This is a genomic window from Paractinoplanes rhizophilus (genome assembly GCF_042664765.1).
Lineage (GTDB): Bacteria > Actinomycetota > Actinomycetes > Mycobacteriales > Micromonosporaceae > Actinoplanes > Actinoplanes rhizophilus.
The window spans coordinates 312,936-333,312 of record NZ_JBHTBJ010000001.1; the positions used below are offsets into that span (position 1 = coordinate 312,936).

The window sequence follows — 20,377 nt, forward strand, 5'->3', positions numbered from 1 at the left end:
CGACGCCGCCTGCCGGTCAGGACCTCAGCCGCGCCCTGACCGCCTCGATCTCCGCCGCGGTCACGCCGATCTCGCGCAGATAGCCGGCCGCGCCGCCGTAGCGCGATTCGAGGTGGTCCAGCGTGTTGGCCATCGCGATCGGCGGCCGCTCGGGGGAAAGGCCGTAGTCGGCCGCGATCTCCTCGGCGGGCACGCCGGCCACCGCGAGGGCCAGCGCCACGAGCACGCCCGTGCGGTCCCGGCCGCCCTGGCAATGCACGATCACGCCGCCGTCGGGCGGCGCGGTGGCCAGCGCGACGAAGGCCGCCGCGATCCGCTCGCGGTTGAAGTCGAGCATCGGGCCGTACGTCTCGTGGCGCACCTCGTAGGACAGGACGTCCTCGAGCATCGGCACGTGGCGGTAGATCGGGTCGCCGGCGAACGGTCCGGGCTCCGCGTCGAGCTCCCGCTGCCAGCGCAGGTCGATGATGCGTGCGATGCCGGCCTTGCGCACCGCCGCCACGCCCGCCTCGGTCAGCAGGCACAGGCTTTCCGTCCGGTACAGGACGCCCTTGCCGGTGACCGATCCGTCCATGGTGGGCAGTCCCCCGAGGTCACGGGCATTGCGGCACTCCGGCCAGTCGACGTCCGTCATGACAGCAGCGTACCGAACGGGTGATCCGTGCTTGCTAATGGGAATCGTTTCCAACAAGATGGTCGCAGGCATCCTGATGGAAAGGAAACCAATGTCACTCAACGTCTCGCCCGCCCTGCTCGCCGCCGCCGAGCGGGGACCCGTCGCCGACGAGGAGTTCGTCGCCTGCGTGCGCGACTCCCTGCCGTACGCGTGGGAGGTCGTCAGCAAGGTGATGACCGACCTACGCTCCGGCGGCGGCGACTTCGCCGACCACGAGATCCCGCCGCCCACCGAGCTGGAGCGCGGCCAGCTGCTGCGCGCCCTGGCCAGCGACTCGATCCGCGGCGGCCTCGAGCGGCACTTCGGCGCGAAACTCGCGTTCCAGAACTGCCACCGCGTCGCCGCGTTCTCCTTCGGCGCGGTCGGCGGCGACCGCTACCGGGCGTTCGTGTCGCCGCGCGGCCAGCTGCTCAACCAGTCCCCCGAGCTGCGCAACTGCTGACCGGGCCGTCCGCCGCCCGGCCGGAACCGGACCGACCGGGCGGCGGACGTTTCCCGTTGCGGGCGAAACTTTCCGGCAATCCGCGGGTCCGCTACGCCGCGCCGCGCCGCGCCGCGCAGCGACAGCGGCGGCGAGCAAAGGCCACGATCCTCAGCTCTTCGGGTCGTCTTTCCAGGCGTCCCGCAGGTCGCGCTTGGTGGTGACCCACCAGTCGCGGAACTCCCCGGCGAGGCTGCGCAGCGCGTGCCGGATGCCCGGGTCGTCGAGGCCGGCGCCGAGCATCTCGACCAGGCTGAGCGCCCACAGCACCGGCGCCATGGCGAGGGCGAGCACGGCCGCCGGCCACCAGCCGGTCGAGGCGTGCACGACGAGCAGGGCGACCGCGAGGGCCAGCACCGGGAAGGCGGCGTACGTGGGGCGGCGCATCAGCGGGGGCAGCAACGGCAGGCACCGCCACGGCAGCCAGCCGGCGGGCAGCAGCACCCGCGCGCCGAAACCGGTCAGCACGGCGGCCAGCACGCCGGAAACGAGGCGGGCGAAGGTCGCGGCGACCGGCCACCACCAGTGGCCCACCAGCAGAAGGGCGCCGACCAGAACCGCGCCGGCGAACAGGCCCCGGCGCAGGCCGCTGAGCACGCCGCGGATCGGCCAGGTCATCGAGATCAGGTCGGGACGGGCCGGGCTGATCCGGGCGGCGTCCCGCAGGCCGCGCATCGAGCGGCGCACGTGCAGCCGCTCGGCGTCGAGCATGGCGATCATCCAGCGGCCGTACGAGCTCTCCGGCTCGATGGCGAGCGCGGACCGCGCGGCGGCCGTCGCGGCCTCGCGGTTGCCGGCGTCCCGCTCGACCTCGGCCACCGTGAGCAGGCCCTCGGCCGAATCCGGGTCGAGGCTCAGGCCGCGCGCGGCGGCGGCGCGGGCACCCGCCAGGTCGTGGGCGGCGGCGAGGGCCCGGGCCAGCACGAGGTGGGCGGGAGCGCTGAGCTGATCGAGGCGGACTGCCTCCCGGGCGGCGTCGGCGGCGTCCTTCGAGCGGATCAGCAGAATGAGGTTCTCCGCGCGCTCGGCGTGCGCATCGGCGTCGTGCGGGGACGCGGCGACGGCGGAATCGGCCGCGGCGAGGGCGGCCGGATACTCGCGGCGCATCCGCAGCACCCACGCGAGCAGGGTGAGCAACCGGCCGTCGCCCGGCTCCTCGGCGAGCCCGGCACGGACGATCCGCTCGGCTTCCGCATAGCGCCCGGCCTGCGCGAGGTGGTGGGCCCGCCGGTAGGAATCGCTCATCTCGGCCGAGCTTGCGCGATCATCGGAGCTTGCGCTTTTTCAGGTACGCCGCGAGGTCGTCGTACTCCCCCGACTCGTTGGCGAACATCGCGACGTTGCGGGCGGTGGAGAACCACGCGTCGGTCGACGGGCGCACCTCGCGCGCGGCGGACAGCATGTCGTGCTGGGCGATCATGCGGATCTCGCCGGTGGCGATCGAGTCGCGCATCGCGAACTCGGCGGCGGTCTCGCAGACGTGCGCGAGATCGGCGCCCGAGTAGTGCTCGGTCGCATCCGCGACCTTGCCGAGGTCGATGCCCGCGACCGGGCGGTCGCGCAGGTGATACTCCAGGATCGCGGCGCGTGCGGCCTTGTCGGGAGGCAACACCAGCAGCGTACGGTCGAGCCGGCCGGGCCGCCGCAACGCGGAGTCGATGTCCCACGGGGCGTTCGTCGCCGCCAGCACGAAGACGCCGTCGTTGTTGCCGTCGACGCCGTCGAGCTCGGTGAGCAGCTGGTTGACCACCGTGCGCATGGACGACGAGTTGAGCTGGCTGCGCTTGTGGCCAAGGGCGTCGATCTCGTCGAGGAACAGCACGCACGGCGCGTGCCCGCGGGCCGACTGGAACAGGTCGTGCAGGTTGCGCTCGGAGCTGCCGACCCACATGTTGAGCACGTCGGTGATGGACAGCGAGATGAACGCGGCGCCCATCTCGCCGGCGACGGCCCGGGCCAGGAAAGTCTTGCCGCAGCCGGGCGGGCCGTAGAGCAGCAGGCCGCCGCGCAGGCTCTTGCCGAACAGGCTGCGCAGCTTGGGATTGCGCAGCGGCCCGAGGAAGGAGACCTCGAGGCGCTTCTTGACCTCCTGCATGCCACCGACGTCGGCGAGCGTGATGGTGGAGCGCTCGACGTCGAAGGTGCGGTCGGCGTGGCCCTGGACGGGGTCGGGCTCGTCGTCGGCCTTGGCGAACCGGGGCGGCACGATGTCGCCCAGCTCCTGCTCCATGGCCGCCCAGTCGACGGTGTCGTCGCCCCTCGGCGTGGCCGGTTGCGCGGGCACGGGGCCGCCCGCTTGCGGCGGAGGCCCGGAAGCGCCCCCTTGCGGTGACCCGGGAGCGCCGGCCTGCGGCGCGGGTGCGGCCGCCGCCGGGCCGCCCAGCGCCGTCGACATCAGCCGCTGGGCGGTCTCGTTGCCCGGCTCGCGGGCCAGCACCTGCGCCGCGTGGCCGATCGCCTCGGCGCCGCGGCCCGCCCCCACCAGCAGCTCGGCCAGGTGGAGCCGGAGCGTGAGGTCGTCGGGCCGAGCCTCGACGGCCGCGCTCAAGCTGTCGATGAGGGGCGAGTCGCTCATGACAGCAAATTATGCCCGCGCCCCCCGACAAGATCGCGGCCCGGTCAGAGGGCCTCGTGGAAGAACGACGTGATGTCGGCCGCCAGCAGCTCGGGCACCTCCAGGGCGGCGAAGTGCCCGCCGGACGGGAACTCGGTCCACTGCCGCACGTCGTGGCGCAGGTCCACCAGGGGGCGTACCGGCTGGACGATGTCCTGGGGCAGGACCGCGATGCCGATCGGGACCGGGCACGGGACCGGGCCGCCGCCGAGGCCGCTCTCCTTCACCAGCCGCGACGACGACCCGGCGGTGCGAGTGATCCAGTAGTGCATGACGTCCGTGACGACAACCTCGTCCGAGATCGCATGGGCCGGGTCGGCCCACTGCGAAAATTTCTCCGCGAGGAACGCGAGCTGTCCGACCGGGGAGTCGTTCAACGCGTACGCGATGGTCTGCGGCGCCGCCGCGAAGAGCACCTGATGTGGATGCCGATTCGCGGCCAGTTTCCGGGTTTTCGCCAGCCGTTCGGCATCGAGCGGGGAGAGTTTCCCGTCGTAGTCGCCGGCGGTCGGCATGAAGTTGATGTGCACGCCGATCACGTGCTCGGTGTCGGCGGCGGCCACGAGACGCGAGATGCCGGAACCCCAGTCCCCGCCCTGGGCGCCGTATCGCTCGTACCCGAGTTGGGCCATGAGGGTCGCCCAAGCCTGCGCGACCCGCTGCTGGCCCCACCCGCGCGAGTGGGTGGGCCCGGAGAAACCGAACCCCGGTATCGCCGGGATCACCAGGTGGAAACGCGCCGTGAGCAGCGGGATCAGGTCGAGGAACTCGACCACCGAGCCGGGCCATCCGTGGGTGAGGATCAGCGGGATCGCGTCCGGCGACGCCGAGCGGATGTGCAGGAACCAGATGTTCTCGCCGTCGATGGTGGTCGTGAACTGCGGGTACGCGTTGAGCCGCGCCTCGTGGGCACGCCAGTCGAGTTTGCGCCACGAGTCGGCAAGTTGCCGCACCCGGTCGAGCGGGATGCCGTAGTCCCAGCCCGCGCCGGGCAGCTCGTCGGGCCAGCGGGTGCGGGCGAGCCGGTCGTGAAGGTCGTCGAGGTCGGCCTGCGCAACGTGAATGCGGTATTCGTTCATATGGCTAACGTTAGTCCGACTAACGTTAGAACGACAAATGTTAGGGTGATCACGTGGACCATGTGGAGCACCTGCCGAGTTGGCTGCTGACCCAGACGGCCGGGTACGCGGGACGCATGGTCAGCGCCCGGTTCGCCGATGTCGGCGCGCGCGGCTACCACTACCGGGTGCTCTCCTCGCTGGCCACCGGCGGCCCGGCCAGCCAGGCCGATCTCGGCCGGCGCGTCGGCATCCACCTCAGCGACATGGTCAAGGCGCTGAACGAGCTGGAGGCCGGCGGTTTCGTCCAGCGGGTGCCCAACCCCGGCGACCGCCGCCGCAACATCATCACGATCACCGATCGGGGCCGCGAGCGCGCCGAGCAGCTGGCGCGCCAGGTCAGCGCGATCCAGGACGAGGTGTTCGAGCCGCTCGACGACGCGGAGCGCGAGCAGCTGACGACGCTGCTGGGAAAGCTCTACCGGCACCACCGGGCTCGGGAGTCTCCCCCGCCGATGGAATGAGCCGCGCGGCTGGTTTGCGGCCTCGCGACGTGCTGAGGCCGAGGCAACTTTCCGTGTCGAGTGTGGAGACAACAATGCCGGCAGGGTTCAGAACCCCGCCGGCACAGTCATGAAGAACCTCTGCCCGGTCGCCGCTCGCCGGCGATCGGACCTCAGCCCGGTCGCCGGTAGCCGGCGATCGGACCCCGGTCGATCGTCGCCATCCGCACATGGTCGCCCGTGTGCGGCGCGTGCACCACCATGCCGCCGCCGATGTAGATGGCGACGTGATGGAGGCTTCCCGGGTAGTAGAAGACCAGGTCACCGGGCTGGAGATTGCTCCGGGACACGGACCTTCCCTCGTTCCACTGGTCCCTCGTGTAGTGCTCGAGGTGCACACCCACGCTGGCCCACGCCGCCTTCGTCAGGCCCGAGCAGTCGTAGCTGCCCGGTCCGTCGGCACCGAAGACGTAGGGCTTGCCGATGAGGTCGCAGGCCCGCTGCGCCGCACGGCCGCCCTTGTCGTTGGTGTAGGTGACAGGGCACGGTCCGGTCTTGTACGGCCCGTCGGCCTCGCCGGAGGCGCCGTACGCCTGGATCCGCAGCTTCTGCAGGCTGTCGATCTTCTTCTGGATCGCGGCCTTCTGCTTGGCCAGGTCGGCATCGCGGGCCGCGATGGACTTGGTCAGCACGTCCAGGTCGGACTTCATGCCGGCGTACTTGTCGCGAAGTTTCGCGACACCGGCGATCTGGTCCTGCTGGTGCCGGGCAAGCTGATCGAGATAGGTCAGCTTGTCGGTCAGCCCGGTGGGCGACCCACTCATGATCATGGCGTTGAACGCGTTCGGCGCGCCCTGCTTGTACGCGTCGACGGCCAGGCCACGAACCTGGGAAAGGGCGACGTCCACCTGCACCTGGAGCGGAGTGAGCTGCTTGGTGAGGTTCTTCAGCTGAGCCTGGTTCTTGAGCAGTTTTCCGTGCACGTCGTTGTACTGCTCGATGACCGGCTCGAGTTGGTTCCACTGCTTGTCGATCTCGGCCTCGACGGTGGCCGGGTCGGGTGCTGCGTGCGCTACGGACGGGCCGGTGAGAACGATCCCGACCGCGGCGGCGGCGCAGACGAGACTGCGCAGAACTGCGGCGCGGCGCGCCCCAATCCGTTTCACGTAGGTGCGTCATCCCTTCTTCCGTCTGGCCGCCGACCGGGTTAGCTGACGGGTTCGGGCGGGAAGCGCGCCCGGCCGCAGGGGGACTGCGGCTTCACCCCGACTACCTGGGTCCCCGGTTCGCCGCGTGCGGCGATTAGGCGGTGATCCGTCAGATCGGCCGGATGGACGATGGGGGGCTGCCGGACCGCCGACCACCGTACCCTCGATCATGTCGGTAACTGAAGTTGCCACGGCGGGGAAACTTCCTGCACGGCTTTCGCTACCGAGCGTGGTCAGAGCGGCCAGGCGTCCAGCGCGCGGTCGAGCCACGGGACCACCAGGATCACGGTGGGTAGCACCAGCAGGGCAAGCGCGGCGAGCGCCGCGACCGCGGTGAGCGCCCGCGACGGCGGTTGCGAGGCCGCCAGGCGGTCCAGCCGGCGCCGTTGCGAGTCCCGTTCGGGCACGACTTCCTCCGCCAGGGGGACGGCGTCGGTCAGGCGTTCGAGGGCGCCGCGCAGCGGCGCCGCGCCGGTGCGCTTTCTGGCGGCGTCGTCGGCCACCATCTCCAGGAGCACATGGACGGCGTCCAGCGGCGCCCGGCTGCGCAGGGGGCGGGGCACGGCGCGATAGAAGGCCGTGAACGACTCCATCACCACCTCGTGCCGGTGGCGCAGGTGGGTCTGCTCGTGGGCGAGGACGGCGTCGACCTGATCGCGGTCGAGCAGGCGCAGCGCGCCGTCGCTGAGCACCACGCGGGTCTCGCGGCCGGGCACGCAATACGCCAGCGGCAAGTTTCCGGCGAGGACCCGAACGTTTCCGGCGTCCAGTTCCTGGCGCTGCTCGGCCCGGTCGAGCAGGTCGACGAGCAGCCGATGCTTCGCGCGGCGGGCACGCGAGCGGCGCGAGACGCCCCACAGCGAGACCAGCAGCCGCAGCACGATGACGGCGGCGACGGCGAGGGCGCCGATCAGCGCGGCGGCGGTGACCGGTTTGCCGGAGCCGGCGGCGCGGGTCAGCTCCTCGGGCGCGGCGAGCACGACGCCGAGGGCGGAGAGCACGGCGGCCAGGGTGACGGCCTGCCACAGCAGCACGGCGGCGGCGGGCGCCCGGTCGGGCCAGCGGGCCCGCGCCAGCGGGCCGGGCACGATCAGCGACAGGGTCAGGCCGAGCGCGCCGAGCAGCAGCGCGGTCATCCGCCCCACCGGCCCGCTCGCCGCCCCGGCCACGAACGGCGAGCCATCATCCCTTCCGGGCGGCTTCGATGGCGGCCTGCAACGCCGCCGGCGAAAGTTGCCCGACGAAATACGCGAGGGCGGCGTCCTTGTCGGGGGTGGCGCTGAGCGCGTCGAGCATGACGGCCGCGGTCATCTCCTCACGCGACTGCGCCGGGACGTACCGGTAAGCCCGGTCGGCTTTCTGCTGCACGACGACCGATTTCTTGGCCAGCCGGTCGAGCACGGTCATCACGGTCGTGTAGGCGAGGTCGCGGTCGCGGCTCAGCGACTCGTGCACCTGCCGCACGGTGAGCGGTTCCGCGGCGTCCCACAGAACCGTCATGACCTCGCGTTCCAGGTCCCCAAGTGCCATGTGTCCCACTCTACTGCACGGCGTCGTACTACACGACGTAGTATCTACTACGAGCCGTCGTAGAGGGGGGAACTCAGTGGACGTGCTGGACCTGACGCGCCTGCAGTTCGCGGTCGTGACGATCTACCACTACTTCTTCGTGCCGCTGTCGATCAGCCTGGCGGCGATCGCGGCCGGCCTCGAGATCACCTGGCTGCGCACGAAGAACGAGAAGTTCCGCGACCTCACGAAATTCGTCGGAAAACTTCTCATCGTCACCTTCGCGGTCGGCGTGGTGACCGGCCTCGTGCAGGAGTTCCAGTTCGGCATGGGCTGGAGCGCCTTCGCGAAGTTCTACGGCGACGTCTTCGGGCCCACGCTGGCCATCGAGGGAATGCTCGCGTTCTTCCTGGAGGCAACTTTCCTGGCGCTCTGGTATTTCGGCTGGGAGCGGCTGCCCCGCCTCGCGCACGCGGCCACGATCGTGGTCGTCTCGCTGGGCACGATTCTGTCGGCGTTCATCATCCTGGCCGGCAACAGCTTCATGCAGAACCCGATCGCGTACGAGATGGATCCGGTCACTGGACGTGCGCGCCTGACGTCGTTCGCCGAGCTGCTGACGAACAAGGTGAACCTGGCCGCCTTCCCGCACACCCTGGCCGGGGCGGCGATGATCGGGGGCGCGCTGCTGCTGGCGATCGCGGTGTGGCGGATGGCGGCCGAGCCGGCGCACCGGACGCTCGCCCGGCTGGGCGCCTGGGTGATGCTGGCCGGCGGGGCCGCGACCGCGCTGACCGGCGACCACCTGGGCAAGGTGATCACCGAGGTGCAGCCGATGAAGATGGCCGCCGCCGAGGCCCTGTACGAGACCACCAAGGGCGCGCCGTTCTCGATCTTCACGATCGGCTCGCCGCTGCCGTCGTTCTCGCTCGACATCCCATGGCTGCTGTCGATCCTCGCCAAGGGCTCGCCGGGCGCGACCGTCCAGGGCATCGACGACCTGCAGGCGCAGTACGCGGCCCAGTACGGTCCGGGCAGCTACGTGCCGATGATCCCGGTGGCGTTCTGGAGCTTCCGCCTGATGATCGGCGCCGGCATGCTGGCCGCGGCCGTCGGGGCGCTCTACCTCTGGCGTACGCGAAAGAACCGGGCCGCTCCCCGCTGGCTGACCCGATGGTTGCCGTTGATCCCACTGCTGCCGGCGGCGGCCAACACGCTCGGCTGGATCTTCACCGAGACGGCCCGGCAGCCGTGGATCGCGTTCGGCCTCACGAAAGTTGCCGACGGCATTTCCCCCGGCCTGACCAGCGCCGAGGTCCTCGCCTCGCTGGCCGGCTTCACGGTGATCTACGGGATCGTCGCCATCGTCTGGTTCCGCCTGATCCGCCATCTGGCCCGGCAGCCCCTGCATGTTTCCGAGGCTGCCGAGACGTCGCCCGAGCTCGCTCCCGTCTACTGAGGGATTTGGTTGGTCGTGATCACTTTCTGGTTCTCGGTCGTCGTGCTCGCCTGGGTGCTGTTCTTCGTGCTCGAGGGCTTCGACTTCGGTGTCGGCGTCCTCGGCCCACTGCTCGGCCGCGACGACCACGAGCGCGGCGCGATCGTGCGCACCATCGGCCCATTCTGGGACGGCAACGAGGTGTGGCTGGTCGCCGCGATCGGCGTCACTTTCGCCGCCTTTCCCGCGTGGTACGCCGCGCTGCTTTCCGGCCTCTACCTCCCGGTGGCGGTGCTGCTTCTCCTCCTTGCCGTACGCGGCGTGGCGCTGGAGTTCCGCGGCAAGGGCGACGGCGAGCGCTGGCGCCGCCGCTGCGACATTTTCCTGGCCGTGAGCTCCGCCGCGATCGTCCTGCTGTGGGGCGCGCTGCTCACCGTCTTCGTCCGCGGCCTCGCCCTGGGCCCCGATGGCTCGGTGACCGGCTCGGGCCTGAACCGCAGCCTCTCCCCCGTCCTGACCTGGCAGTCCCTCGTCGGCGCCGGCGCCGCGTTGCTCGCCGCGCTGCTGCTCGGCGCAACTTTCCTGGCCTTGCGCACCAGCGGACCGGTCCGCCGCCGGGCGCGCGATCTGGCGCGGTGGCTGGGCACCGGCGGCGCCGTCGCGCTGGTGCTGATCGGTTTCGGTACGGCGTCCCGCACGGTCCTCGCCGCCGCGGCTCTTTCGCTGGCCGCCGGCCTGCTGGCCCGGCACGGCCGCGAGGCCCTCGCCTTCGCCACCACGGTGGTGGGCGTGGCGGGCGCCGTCGTGGCCGTCCTGACCGCCAACGGCAGCGTCGTTCTGCCGAGCACCCTCAACGGCTCCTGGTCCCTGACCATGTCCGCGGCCGCCGCCACCCCATCGGCGTTGAGCCTGCTCACGGTCTTCGGCGTCATCATCCTGCCCGGGGTGCTGGCGTACCAGGCGTACTCGTACTTCGTCTTCCGCCGCCGCGTCGCCAGCGAACGGGTCCCATCATGACCGCGGCCGACGTCGCCCTCGGCGACACGGCCCGGGCCGCCGCCGGTGGCCGCGTGCCCGAGGGCCCGGCCACCGCCCGGCATCTGCCCGAAGGCCCGGCCAGTGCCCAGCGTCGTTCCGACGGCCCGGCCTCCGCCCGACACCCGTCCGACGGCCCGGCCTCCGCCCAACGCCCTTCCGACGGCCCGGCCGCAGTCCAACGCCGGTCCGACGGCTCGGCCACCCCGCGCCGCACCGGGCGGCGCGGCCCGGTCGACCCGCGGCTGCTTCGGCATGCCGGCGGCGGGGTCGTCGCGCTGGCCGGGCTGGGCGCCGGTCAGGCGGTGTCCACATTGGTCGTGGCGGTCGCCCTCACCCTGCTGGTCGCGGCCCCACGCTGGTGGGCGCCCGCCCTGCTGGCCGGCGCGTACGTGGCCCGCGCCCTCCTCTCCTGGGCCGAGCAGGTCGTGGCCGTCCGCACCGCCGCCCGGGTGACGGACACCCTGCGCCGCCGCATGCTGCGCGCCCTCCCCCTCCGCGGCCCCGCCTGGGTGGCCGCCTTCGGCCCCGGCCGCCTCACCGCCGTCCTGACCACCGGCCTCGCGTCGCTGCGCCCGTGGTTCGGCGCCTACCTCCCGTCGGTCATCCTCGGCGTGACCCTTCCCCCGCTGGTCATCCTCGTCATGGCCTGGGTCGATCTGCCGTCGGCGCTGATCGCCCTGGCCACCCTCCCGCTGATCCCGCTGCTCGGCGCCCTGATCGGCTGGGCCACCGCGGCCCGCGCCCGCGCCCGCTGGCAGGCCGACGCCCGCCTGGCCGGCCACTTCCTCGACGTCGTCCAGGGCCTGCCCACCCTCCGGATCTTCGGCCGCGCCGACCGCCAGACCGCCGTGATCGCCGAGCTGACCGACAGGCACCGCTCCGCGACTTTGCGGGTCCTGCGGGTGGCCTTCCTGTCGTCCACCGCGCTCGATCTGGTGGGCACCCTGTCCGTCGGCCTGATCGCGGTGGAGGCGGGTCTCCGCGTGGCGTCCGGCAACCTGGCGCTGGCCCCGGCCCTGCTGGTGATCCTGCTCGCGCCCGAGGCCTACCGTCCGCTGCGCGAGATGGCCGCCCGCTACCACGCCGCCACCGACGCCACCGCCGTCATCGCCGACGTGGACGAGGTCCTCACCCTCCCGGCCGTACCCGCCGCGCCCGCCCCTGTCCCTGGCCATGGTTCCGGTTCCGGCCCTGGTTCCGCTTCCGGTTCCGGCCCTGGGTTTGGTTCCGGCCCTGGGTTTGGTTCCGGCCCTGGTTTTGGTTCCGGCCCTGGTTTTGGTTCCGGTTCCGGAAACGACGGCGTCGGCGTGACGGCTTCCGGATTGCGCGCCCGCTACCTCGGCGCGACCGTCGAAGCGCTCTCGCTGCCCGCCCTGGCCGTCGCCCCCGGTGAGATCGTCGCCCTGCGCGGCCCGTCCGGTGCGGGCAAGACCACCGCACTGCGGGTCCTGGCCGGCCTGCACCCCGCTTCGGCGGGCGAGTTCACCGCGCCGGACGCCCTCTACCTGCCGCAGCGGCCGGCCCTCCCGCACGCCCGCGTGGTCGCCGACCTGTTCCCCACGGGCGCCGCCGAGGCCGCGCTGGCGACCGTCGGCCTGGCCGGCGATCTGACACCCGAGACTCCGCTGGGCGAACATGGCACCGGCGTGTCCGCCGGCCAGCGGCACCGTCTGGCCTTGGCGGCCGTGCTGGCGAAGGCGAGCGCCACGCCCGCGACGCTGCTCCTCGACGAGCCCACCGCTCACCTGGACGCCGGCACCGAACGCCTGGTGATAGCCCGCCTCCGCGATGCGGCCGCCGCCGGCTCCGCCGTCCTGGTGGTCGCCCACCGCCCAGCACTCCTGGCTGCGGCCGACCGCGTCGTCCACCTCACCGCACCCCCCGCCGCCGGCTTCGCCGCACCAGCCATCGCCCACGCCGCCGCACCCGCACACGTCCACCCCGCCGCACCCGCACACACCCACCCCGCCGCGCCTGCCCACACCGATCTCGTTCCGCCCGCCCACGCGCCCCGGCCGGGACTCGCGGCGTCGACGACCCGCCCGGAGCCGGCCGCCGGGCCTCCCGCTGCCCCGGGCCGTCCCGCCGGGCGCCGGCGCGCTCTGTCGTGGCCGGTGGCGGTGGCGCTGGGCAGCGGATCCTCGCTCGCCGGGATCCTGCTCACCGGGGCCGCCGCCTGGCTGCTGGTGCGAGCCGCGACGCTGCCGCCGGTCCTCACGCTTTCCGCGGCCGTGGTGCTGGTGCGCGGCAGCGCGGTCGCCCGGCCGCTGCTGCGCTATGTGGAACGTCTCGTCGGCCACGACGTGGCCTTCGCCCGGCTGGGCGAGCGGCGGGCCCGCGTCTACGCGGCGCTGATCCCCCGCGTGCCCGGCCCGCGCCTGCGCCGCCGCGGCGACCTGCTCACCCGGGTCGTCGACGACGTGGACGCCCGGGTCGACGGGTTGCTGCGGGGCCGCCTGCCCGCGCTCACCGCGGCCGTGACCCTGGCCGTGGCGACCGTGACCGCCGTGGCCGTCGCGCCCGCGATCGCCATCCCGCTGGCCGCCGGCCTCCTGGTCTCGGCGGTGATCGCCCCCGCGGTCGCCGCCCGCCAGGCAGCCCGCGAGGACGCCGGCACCGCGACCGCCCGAGCCCGGCTCCGCGACTCCATGGTGGAAACCGTCGACGGCATCGAGGAGTTGACCGCCGGCAGCCCGGTCCCGGCGGAGCGGAGCCGAGCCCTGTTCCGCCTGGAGTCCCGGGCCGCGAACACGGCCGGCCGGGCCGCCGCGATCGCCCACCTCGGCTGGGGCATCGCCGCGACCGGAACCGCGTGGGCCCTGACCCATGCCGCGGCGCTCTCCGCCGAGTGGACCGCCGTGGTTCTCCTGGCCGTGGTCGCCCTGGGCGAAACCGTACTGACCCTCCCGGACACCGCAGTGGCCCGCCGCCGCGACGCCGGCGCCGCCGCCCGCCTGGCCGAGCTGACGAAGTCCGCGGCCCCGGCGACTTTCCCGGCCCGCGTACCGGCCCGCACTCCGGAACCCGGAGAGACGCGGACACCCGGTGGGGCGCCCGCACCGGGAGCACGACTCCGGGCAACACCGGTCCCCAGCGCGATCGGCTCGGTGGCGATCCGCGGGCTGAGCGCGGGCTGGGATCCCGAGCGCGAACCCGTCCTGCGGGATCTCGACCTCGACCTTCCCGCCGGGTCCAGGGTCGCGGTCGTCGGGCGTTCCGGGTCGGGCAAGTCGACCCTCGGTGCCGTCGTCGCGCGCCTGCTCGACCCGCGCGCCGGAACCATCACGGCCGGCGGGCGGGACCTGCTGGCGTTCCCGGAGCAGGACGTACGCGGCCGGATCGTGCTGGTCGGCGACGAGACCGGGCACGTGTTCGCCTCCACCGTCCGGGAGAACCTGCGCCTGGCGCGGCCGGACGCCACCGATGACCAGTTGCGGGCCGTGCTGCGGCGGGTCCGTCTCGACGGCTGGCTGGCGACGCTGGCCGACGGCCTGGACACCTGGCTCGGCACCGGCGGCACGACGATGTCCGGAGGCCAGGCGCGCCGCCTGGCCACGGCCCGGGCGCTGCTCGCCGAACCGGAGCTGCTGATCCTCGACGAGCCCACCGAGGGCCTCGACGCCGAGCTCGCCGAGTCGCTGATGGCCGACCTGCTCGACGCGACGGGCGGGCCGACGGTCCTGCTGCTCACCCACCGCACCGAGGGCCTCGACCGGATGGATCGGGTGATCGACCTCCAGGCACCGGCGGCATTGGCGGCCGGCGTCGCAGCGTAACGGCACGGCTCAGCACGCGGCGAGATCGGCACAGCACAGCCGGACGAGACGGCGGCGGGACCGGGACGGCGTTACGGCAGCGGCCCGCCGCGGAGGCGGACCGCGATCTCGTCGAGCGCGGCGATCATCTCCTCCGGCGCAAGCACCGGCGGGAGCGGGCGGCTCGCCGCCAACCGCGCCGCCGTTTCGCCGTGCGAGGCCACCACGGCAGGCAGCGAGGCGACGTCCCAGACCGCGCGCAGCCGGCCGGTCTGTTCCGCGGAGCGCAAGAAACTTTCCTGGTGGGAGGATCGGCTCTCGCCCAACGCACGCCGGCGGGCGACCACGACGGGCACGCCGCCGAGGCGCTGCACCAGGCGGATCGTGCCGCGGCCGGCGTGGGTGATGACGATGTCGGCCTCGGCGAGCCGTTCGCGCATCTCGGCGAACGGCACGTAGGGGGCGTGCGGGCAGGGAGGCGTCACCGGCGACGTGCCGGTCTGCACGAAAACGTCGTGGTAGGCGCAGAGCGGCGCGGCTGCGGCGACCAACCGGTTGAACGGGAACGATCCCATGCCGACGGTGACCAGCAGACGAGCCATCAGTACAGCTCTCCCGCGAAAGTTTCCCGGGCGAGGCGAGCGGCCCGGCACGACGGCGTCCCGATCCACAGCGCCGGCACCCGCGACAGACGGGCGACCAGGAAGAACGGCAGCGCTTCCGGTGGGCTGGCGGACACCACCAGGTGCGGCCGGGACTTACGCAATATGCGGTACGCGCGCCACGGGCCCGCCGGCGAGGGCACCCACGTCACCAGGTGGCCGGCCAATGCGCTCGTCGTGTCGGCGGCGGCCACGGCTACCCACGACGTGTCGTACCGCTCCCACCACGGCCGCATCGCGAGGAGGTCCAGCAGCGCACTACCGCTGCCGGTCACGAGAAGCACGCGCATGGGCCGAGACGGTAGACCGGTCAGCGCTTCCGCGAATCCACTGTGGAGTGCTGACCCGGGGTCCGTTCAGGCGATGCCCAAACCGTCCCGGATGAAGATCAGCTCGGGAGTGAGCAGGTCGACACCGGGCGGCATATGGCTGCCCCCGGGCAGCGGCAGCACGGTGTGCGGCTTCCCGGCGGCGAGCAGCGCGGCCGACAGGCGCAGCGTGTGCGCCGGATAGACGTTGTCGTCCCGCAGGCCGTGGATCAGCATGAGCGGCCGGGACAGTTTCGGCGCGTCGCGCAGCAGCGAGCTGTTCTCGTACGCCGCCGGATCGAGCCGCGGATCGCCGAGGAAACGTTCCTGCCAGTGCGTGTCGTAGAGCCACATGTCGGTGACCGGCGCCCCGGCGACGGCACAGTGGAAAGTTTCCGGCCGGCGCAGCACCGCCATCGCCGCGAGATAGCCGCCGGCCGACCAGCCGCGGATCCCCACCCGGGACAGATCCAGCGGGAACTGCCCCGCGGCGGCGTGCAGCGCGGCAACTTGGTCCTCGAGCAGGAAAGTAGAGCGGTCGCCGTGGATGGTGCGCTCCCAGCGTGGCCCGCGGCCGGGCGTGCCGCGCCCGTCCGCCACGATCACCGCGAAACCCTGGTCGGCGAACCATTGCGACGCGTAGTAATAGTCGCGGTCGGCGACGACGCGCTGCATGGCCGCGCCCCCGTAGGGATCCATCAGCACCGGGAGCGTCTCACCCCGCCATCCGGCGGGCAGGAGCACGGCCGTCCGCAACTCACGCTCACCGGCGTTGAGGAAATTCACTTCGGGTACGACGGGAGAAGTGGCCGAGAAATCCTTGATCGTCCGGCCGCCGACCGTCACCGCGTGTCCGTCCAGCGTGGCGCCGAGGATCGCGGTCGTGCCCGCCGTACGAATGCCGGAATGACACCCGCGCGCCGAGGTGATCCGGTCGAGGCCGCCGGCCGCCGACCACGTCCAGAGATGGCGCTCGGTAGGCTCGTCGGTGGCGGCGAACAGCACGGTGTCGCCGTCGACGCCGTGCACCTCGTACACCTGCAGGCCGGCCGGTGTGACCGGGACGCCGTCCACGGTCAGATGGCGGGTCTCGCCGATGTCGCCCGTGGCGATCAGGGCGCCCGAGGCGGTGCGCACGGGCACGCCGGGGACGATCTGGGTCCAGGCCGGGTCGTGGGTCTCGGCCAGGGTTCTCGTCTCGCCCGTCTCCGGCGAGACGGCGACGGTCCGCAGCACCGTCTGCGCGCGGTTCTGCAACACCGCCATCAGTCCGTGCGCGTCCCAGACCACGTCGACCAGGTACTCGTACTCGTCCCAGCCGAAGTCCACCCGCGTCTTGCGCCCGTCCACCGCGAAAATCCACAGGTCGACGATCGCGTTGCCGGTGCCCGCGGCCGGGTAGCGCTGCGCGGTCGGCGGGGCCGACGGATCGGTGGGGTCACTCAGATACCAGACGCCGACCGGCGAGTTGTCGACGCGGGCCACGGCGAGCCGGTCGCCCTCCGGGGACCACCAGTGGCCGCGGTGGCGCTCCATCGACTCGGCCGCGACGTGTTCGGCCAGCCCGTACGTCACGGCCGGGCCCTCCGGGGTGGCCAGCGGGCGGTCGTCGTCGCCGTCGGTGCCGATCAGCCGCAGCTCACCGTCGTGCACGTACGCGACGTGGGCGCCGTCCGGGCTGATAGTCGCGTCGGTGAGCGGGCCGCGCGCCCCCAGCCGGGTGACCGTGCCGGTCCGCATGCCGACCAGATGCAGCTGCTCGCCGATCGTGCACGCGACCAGCCGTACGTCCTGATCGAAGCTGTAGGCCGCGACGCCGGAACCCTGATCGCGGGCCCTCTCCCGCCGGGCCCGCTCCTGCGCCGAAGGCGCGGTTTCGCCCGCGCCCGGCGAAACCGAACCGCCAACCGAAAGCGGACCGCGGGGCGAAACCGTCCCGCCAACGGAAGACGAATCCCCGGGCGAAACCGGGCCGCCAACCGAAAGCGAATCCCCGGGCGAAACCGGGCCGCCAACCGAAAGCGAATCCCCGGGCGAAACCGGGCCGCCAACCGAAAGCGGGCCGGGCGAAAGCGGGTCGGCAAGCACGCGCTCCGCCCCGGTTTCCAGGTCGAGCTGCCACAGGCAGCGCACCGGGTCCTCGGCGCCGCGCGAGCGCAGGAAGAGGACCCGCCGGCCGTCCGGGGTGAGGGTGACGCGCTGCGGCCGGCCGAGCCGGAAACGCTGGGTACGGGCGAGCAGGCTCGGATACTCCGGCATCTTCGCGGCGAACATGCCGGCCAGTCTCCCGCAAGCGCGCGGTTCCTACCTGCCCAGACGCTCGAGGATCGTCGCGTTCGCGGTGCCGCCGGCCTCGCACATGGTCTGCAGTCCGTAATGACCGCCGGTGCGCTCGAGCACGGACAGTAGGGTCGTGGCCAGTCTTGCCCCGCTCGCGCCCAGCGGGTGCCCGAGCGCGACCGCACCGCCGTCGATGTTGACCTTGGCCGGGTCAGCGCCGGTCTCCGCCAGCCAGGCGAGCACGACGGCGGCGAAGGCCTCGTTGACCTCGAAGGCGTCGATGTCGGCGAGGCGCAGGCCGGCCCGGTGCAGAACCTTCGCGGTCGCCGGGATGATGCCGGTGAGCATGAGGATGGGATCGTCGCCGACCACGGTCGCGGTGTGGACACGGGCCCGCGGTCGCCATCCGTGCTGACGGGCGATCTCACTGGTCGTGATCAACAGGGCCGCCGAACCGTCGTTGACCGGGCTCGAATTTCCGGCGGTGACTTTCCACTCGATCGGCCCGAACCGCTGTTCCCAGCGCGCGTCCTCGAACGAGGTGCGCAGCCCGCCGAGGATCTCGGGCGTCGTTCCCGGCCGGACAGTTTCGTCGACGGCGAGCTCGTTGATCGGGGAAACTTGCGCCTCGAAGTTGCCGCTCTTCCACGCGTCGGCGGCCCGCTGGTGGCTGGTCGCGGAGAACTCGTCCAGCTGGGCGCGCGAAAGTTCCCACTGCCGGGCGATCAGCTCGGCGCTGACCCCCTGCGGGATCAGGCGGCCGCCGAACCGCCGCGCGACGTCCGGGCCGCCGACGTCGGCGCGGCTGCCGTTCACGTACGCGGAGGAGCCGATCGGCACGCGCGACATCGACTCCACACCGGAGGCGATCACGACGTCGTACGCCCCGGCGATGACACCCTGAGCCGCGAAGCTCAAGGCCTGCTGGCTGCTGCCGCACTGCCGGTCGACGGTGACGCCCGGCACCGACTCGGGGAAGCCGGCGGCCAGCGCCGCCAGGCGGGTGTTGTTGAGGCTCTGCTCGCCGACCTGGCCGACGGTGCCGCCGATGACGTCGTCGATCTCCGCCGGATCGAGGCCCGGGTTGCGGTCGATCAGGGCGCGCAGGACGTGCGCGTGCAGGGCGACGGGGTGGATGTCGTGGTAGGCGCCGTTCGGTTTCCCCTTGGCGATCGGGGTACGCACGGCGTCGACGATGACGGCATCTCGCATGGCCTGCCTCCAAGGCTGGTCGGCGACGGACCGGTCGGTCCGATACTAGGCGCTCGGCGGACCGACCGGTCCGTTAAACTTGTCACTCGTGGCACGAGCGGAGGATCCGGCGGGGCGCGAGCGCATCCTGCGGGCGGCGACCGAGTTGTTCTACGTCAACCGCGTCCGGGCGGTCGGGACGGCCGAGGTGATCGCGGCGGCCGGCTGCGGAAAGAACATGCTGTACCGGCATTTCCCCGGCAAGGCAGCGCTGGTCGCGGCCTACCTGCGCGGCGTGCGCGCCGAGCGCGACAAGGCGGCGGCGAAGGCCCTGGCGGCGACGGACCCGGGCGAGCGGCTCGTCGCGCTGGTCGGCGAGGTTGCCGCGTGGGTGGGGCGGGAGAACTTTCGCGGCTGCGCCTTCCGGAACTACCTCACCGAGTTTCCGGACGGCGACGACGAGCCGGCCCGGGTCGCCCGGACGTACCTGCGGGACACCCGGCGGCAGGTGGACGACCTGGTCGCCGAGCTCGGCGCCCCGCCCGTGACAGCCGATCGGATCTGGCTGCTGATCGACGCCCTCTACGCCGGCACCGGCACCGCGCCGCGGGTCGCCGTCGACTGGGCCCGGGAACTGGTCGGCTGACGAGCGCGGCGGCCGCTCACTCCAGCGTGGTGTTGTCGGGGGCCGGCCGGCGCTGGTGCGGGATCGCCTGGTCGGCGACCTCGGACGGCGGCCGCACCACGGTCAGCGTGGCGTGCCCTTCGGCCAGCAGCGCCAGGTCGGAGCCGGGATCGGGACGCCGGCCCGTCTGCAGGAAATCGGTGCGGACGAAACCGTCGCCGGACTCGAGGATCCGGATCTGCACCTGCCCGAACGCGGCCAGCCGCGCCTCCCGCAGCGAGGTCACCGACGGCAGGTTGGGCACGTTGAGGTTGAGAGCCGTCCCGGCCGGCGCGGCCGCCGCCCGGTCCAGCAGGTCGCGCGCGACCCGCCCCGCCGTCTCCCAGTGCAGGGTCTCGCCCTGGGCGGCCAGGTAGTCCAGCGAGACCGCCATGGCATGGCAGCCCCGGGCGGCGGCGGTCAGGGCGGCGCCCACCGTGCCCGAGTGCAGGACGGCGCGTCCCGCGTTCGCGCCCGGGTTGATGCCCGACAGGACCAGGTCGGGCGGCGAGCCGAAGGCGCCCAGAACGGCGATGACCACGATGAATGCGGGGGCGGCCGCCACCGCGTACCCCTGCGGGGTTTTGTCGATCACGACCCGGCCCTGGTCGGTCACCGCGGCCAGGGCCGCGCTCATGCCGCTGTACTCGGTGGCCGGCGCCGCCACCACCACGTCGTGCCCCGCCGACCGGGCGGCCGCGGCCAGCACTTCGAGGCCGGGGGACGAGATGCCGTCGTCATTGGTGACCAGGATGCGCATCAGGCCGCCTTCCGGCCGGCGGGGCAGCCCGGCGCCGTCACCGCCGCGACGATCGTGCGGCCGAAATCGTCCATCGCGATGCGCACCCCCCGACCGTCCTGGTGGGCAGAGACTACGTCAGGAGGCCGGTGGATCTCGACGCGCGAGCCCGGGAATTTCACACAGCCGCTCCAATGCGGACGGGGTTTCCGGCGGACGGCGACCGGGCGAGCTGTGCCGGAGCACCGCCGGG

General features: G+C 72.7%; 18 protein-coding genes and 1 riboswitch. Of the genes, 6 read left to right on the forward strand and 12 right to left on the reverse strand.

The annotated features are described in order from the left end of the window. Positions 1-16 precede the first annotated feature (16 nt). Positions 17-634 carry a tyrosine-protein phosphatase gene (locus ACFQS1_RS01350; protein WP_378963992.1) on the reverse strand — a complete coding sequence of 206 codons (618 nt, stop codon included), beginning with the start codon at positions 632-634 and terminating at the stop codon, positions 17-19. Between the two features lie 91 nt (positions 635-725). On the opposite strand from ACFQS1_RS01350, the gene ACFQS1_RS01355 reads away from it, so the two are divergent. After that, positions 726-1,118, forward strand: a complete 393-nt coding sequence (locus tag ACFQS1_RS01355; RefSeq protein ID WP_378963993.1) for an SCO5389 family protein — start codon at positions 726-728, stop codon at positions 1,116-1,118. Between the two features lie 150 nt (positions 1,119-1,268). On the opposite strand, the gene ACFQS1_RS01360 is transcribed toward ACFQS1_RS01355, so the two are convergent. From ACFQS1_RS01360 to ACFQS1_RS01370, 3 genes are read right to left on the reverse strand one after another with little or no spacing between them, the layout of a single operon-like run. Further along, entirely contained in the window at positions 1,269-2,402 is a 1,134-nt protein-coding gene (locus ACFQS1_RS01360) for a tetratricopeptide repeat protein (protein ID WP_378963994.1), read from the reverse strand. A 19-nt stretch (positions 2,403-2,421) separates the two neighbouring features. Next, on the reverse strand, positions 2,422-3,732 hold the full coding sequence (locus tag ACFQS1_RS01365; protein ID WP_378963996.1) for an AAA family ATPase: 1,311 nt from the start codon (positions 3,730-3,732) through the stop codon (positions 2,422-2,424). 44 nt (positions 3,733-3,776) lie between these two features. Further along, positions 3,777-4,850: an epoxide hydrolase family protein gene (locus tag ACFQS1_RS01370; RefSeq protein WP_378963997.1), complete on the reverse strand. Its 1,074-nt coding sequence runs from the start codon at positions 4,848-4,850 to the stop codon at positions 3,777-3,779. Between the two features lie 53 nt (positions 4,851-4,903). Between ACFQS1_RS01370 and ACFQS1_RS01375 the strand changes: the two genes are divergently transcribed. Further along, positions 4,904-5,353, forward strand: coding sequence for a MarR family winged helix-turn-helix transcriptional regulator (locus ACFQS1_RS01375; RefSeq protein ID WP_378963998.1), 450 nt, complete (start codon positions 4,904-4,906; stop codon positions 5,351-5,353). Between the two features lie 152 nt (positions 5,354-5,505). On the opposite strand, the gene ACFQS1_RS01380 is transcribed toward ACFQS1_RS01375, so the two are convergent. The 3 genes from ACFQS1_RS01380 to ACFQS1_RS01390 all read right to left on the reverse strand — a co-directional run bounded on the left by ACFQS1_RS01380 (position 5,506) and on the right by ACFQS1_RS01390 (position 8,070). Continuing rightward, positions 5,506-6,498 (reverse strand): C40 family peptidase, encoded by a 993-nt coding sequence (locus ACFQS1_RS01380; RefSeq protein ID WP_378964000.1) that lies wholly within the window; start codon positions 6,496-6,498, stop codon positions 5,506-5,508. Between the two features lie 16 nt (positions 6,499-6,514). Then, a riboswitch (cyclic di-AMP (ydaO/yuaA leader) is annotated at positions 6,515-6,651 on the reverse strand. 122 nt (positions 6,652-6,773) lie between these two features. After that, positions 6,774-7,676 (reverse strand): M56 family metallopeptidase, encoded by a 903-nt coding sequence (locus ACFQS1_RS01385; RefSeq protein WP_378964001.1) that lies wholly within the window; start codon positions 7,674-7,676, stop codon positions 6,774-6,776. Positions 7,677-7,722: 46 nt separating this feature from the next. Continuing rightward, the gene (locus ACFQS1_RS01390) at positions 7,723-8,070 is read right to left on the reverse strand and encodes a BlaI/MecI/CopY family transcriptional regulator (protein ID WP_378964002.1); all 348 of its coding nucleotides are present in this window, start codon (positions 8,068-8,070) and stop codon (positions 7,723-7,725) included. 76 nt (positions 8,071-8,146) lie between these two features. Here ACFQS1_RS01390 and ACFQS1_RS01395 point away from each other — a divergent pair, with 76 nt between their 5' ends. From ACFQS1_RS01395 to cydC, 3 genes are read left to right on the forward strand one after another with little or no spacing between them, the layout of a single operon-like run. After that, positions 8,147-9,508 carry a cytochrome ubiquinol oxidase subunit I gene (locus ACFQS1_RS01395; RefSeq protein ID WP_378964003.1) on the forward strand — a complete coding sequence of 454 codons (1,362 nt, stop codon included), beginning with the start codon at positions 8,147-8,149 and terminating at the stop codon, positions 9,506-9,508. A gap of 15 nt (positions 9,509-9,523) precedes the next feature. Next, positions 9,524-10,504, forward strand: coding sequence for a cytochrome d ubiquinol oxidase subunit II (gene cydB / locus ACFQS1_RS01400; protein ID WP_378964005.1), 981 nt, complete (start codon positions 9,524-9,526; stop codon positions 10,502-10,504). After that, complete coding sequence (gene cydC, locus ACFQS1_RS01405; RefSeq protein ID WP_378964006.1) at positions 10,501-14,301, forward strand: thiol reductant ABC exporter subunit CydC; 3,801 nt, start codon at positions 10,501-10,503, stop codon at positions 14,299-14,301. The genes cydB and cydC overlap by 4 nt, the downstream gene beginning before the upstream one ends. Before the next feature lie 71 nt (positions 14,302-14,372). On the opposite strand, the gene ACFQS1_RS01410 is transcribed toward cydC, so the two are convergent. The 4 genes from ACFQS1_RS01410 to ACFQS1_RS01425 all read right to left on the reverse strand — a co-directional run bounded on the left by ACFQS1_RS01410 (position 14,373) and on the right by ACFQS1_RS01425 (position 18,742). After that, positions 14,373-14,882, reverse strand: coding sequence for a glycosyltransferase (locus ACFQS1_RS01410; protein WP_378964008.1), 510 nt, complete (start codon positions 14,880-14,882; stop codon positions 14,373-14,375). Beyond that, positions 14,882-15,232, reverse strand: coding sequence for a hypothetical protein (locus ACFQS1_RS01415; RefSeq protein ID WP_378964009.1), 351 nt, complete (start codon positions 15,230-15,232; stop codon positions 14,882-14,884). Before ACFQS1_RS01415 ends, ACFQS1_RS01410 begins: the two co-directional genes overlap by 1 nt. A 66-nt stretch (positions 15,233-15,298) precedes the next feature. Further along, entirely contained in the window at positions 15,299-17,524 is a 2,226-nt protein-coding gene (locus ACFQS1_RS01420) for a S9 family peptidase (protein ID WP_378964010.1), read from the reverse strand. 30 nt (positions 17,525-17,554) lie between these two features. After that, the gene (locus tag ACFQS1_RS01425; RefSeq protein WP_378964012.1) at positions 17,555-18,742 is read right to left on the reverse strand and encodes a thiolase family protein; all 1,188 of its coding nucleotides are present in this window, start codon (positions 18,740-18,742) and stop codon (positions 17,555-17,557) included. Positions 18,743-18,830: 88 nt separating this feature from the next. On the opposite strand from ACFQS1_RS01425, the gene ACFQS1_RS01430 reads away from it, so the two are divergent. Beyond that, positions 18,831-19,367 (forward strand): TetR/AcrR family transcriptional regulator, encoded by a 537-nt coding sequence (locus ACFQS1_RS01430; RefSeq protein WP_378964013.1) that lies wholly within the window; start codon positions 18,831-18,833, stop codon positions 19,365-19,367. Positions 19,368-19,383: 16 nt separating this feature from the next. Here ACFQS1_RS01430 and surE read toward each other — a convergent pair whose 3' ends face one another. Further along, positions 19,384-20,145: a 5'/3'-nucleotidase SurE gene (surE, locus tag ACFQS1_RS01435; protein WP_378964014.1), complete on the reverse strand. Its 762-nt coding sequence runs from the start codon at positions 20,143-20,145 to the stop codon at positions 19,384-19,386. Positions 20,146-20,377 lie beyond the last annotated feature (232 nt).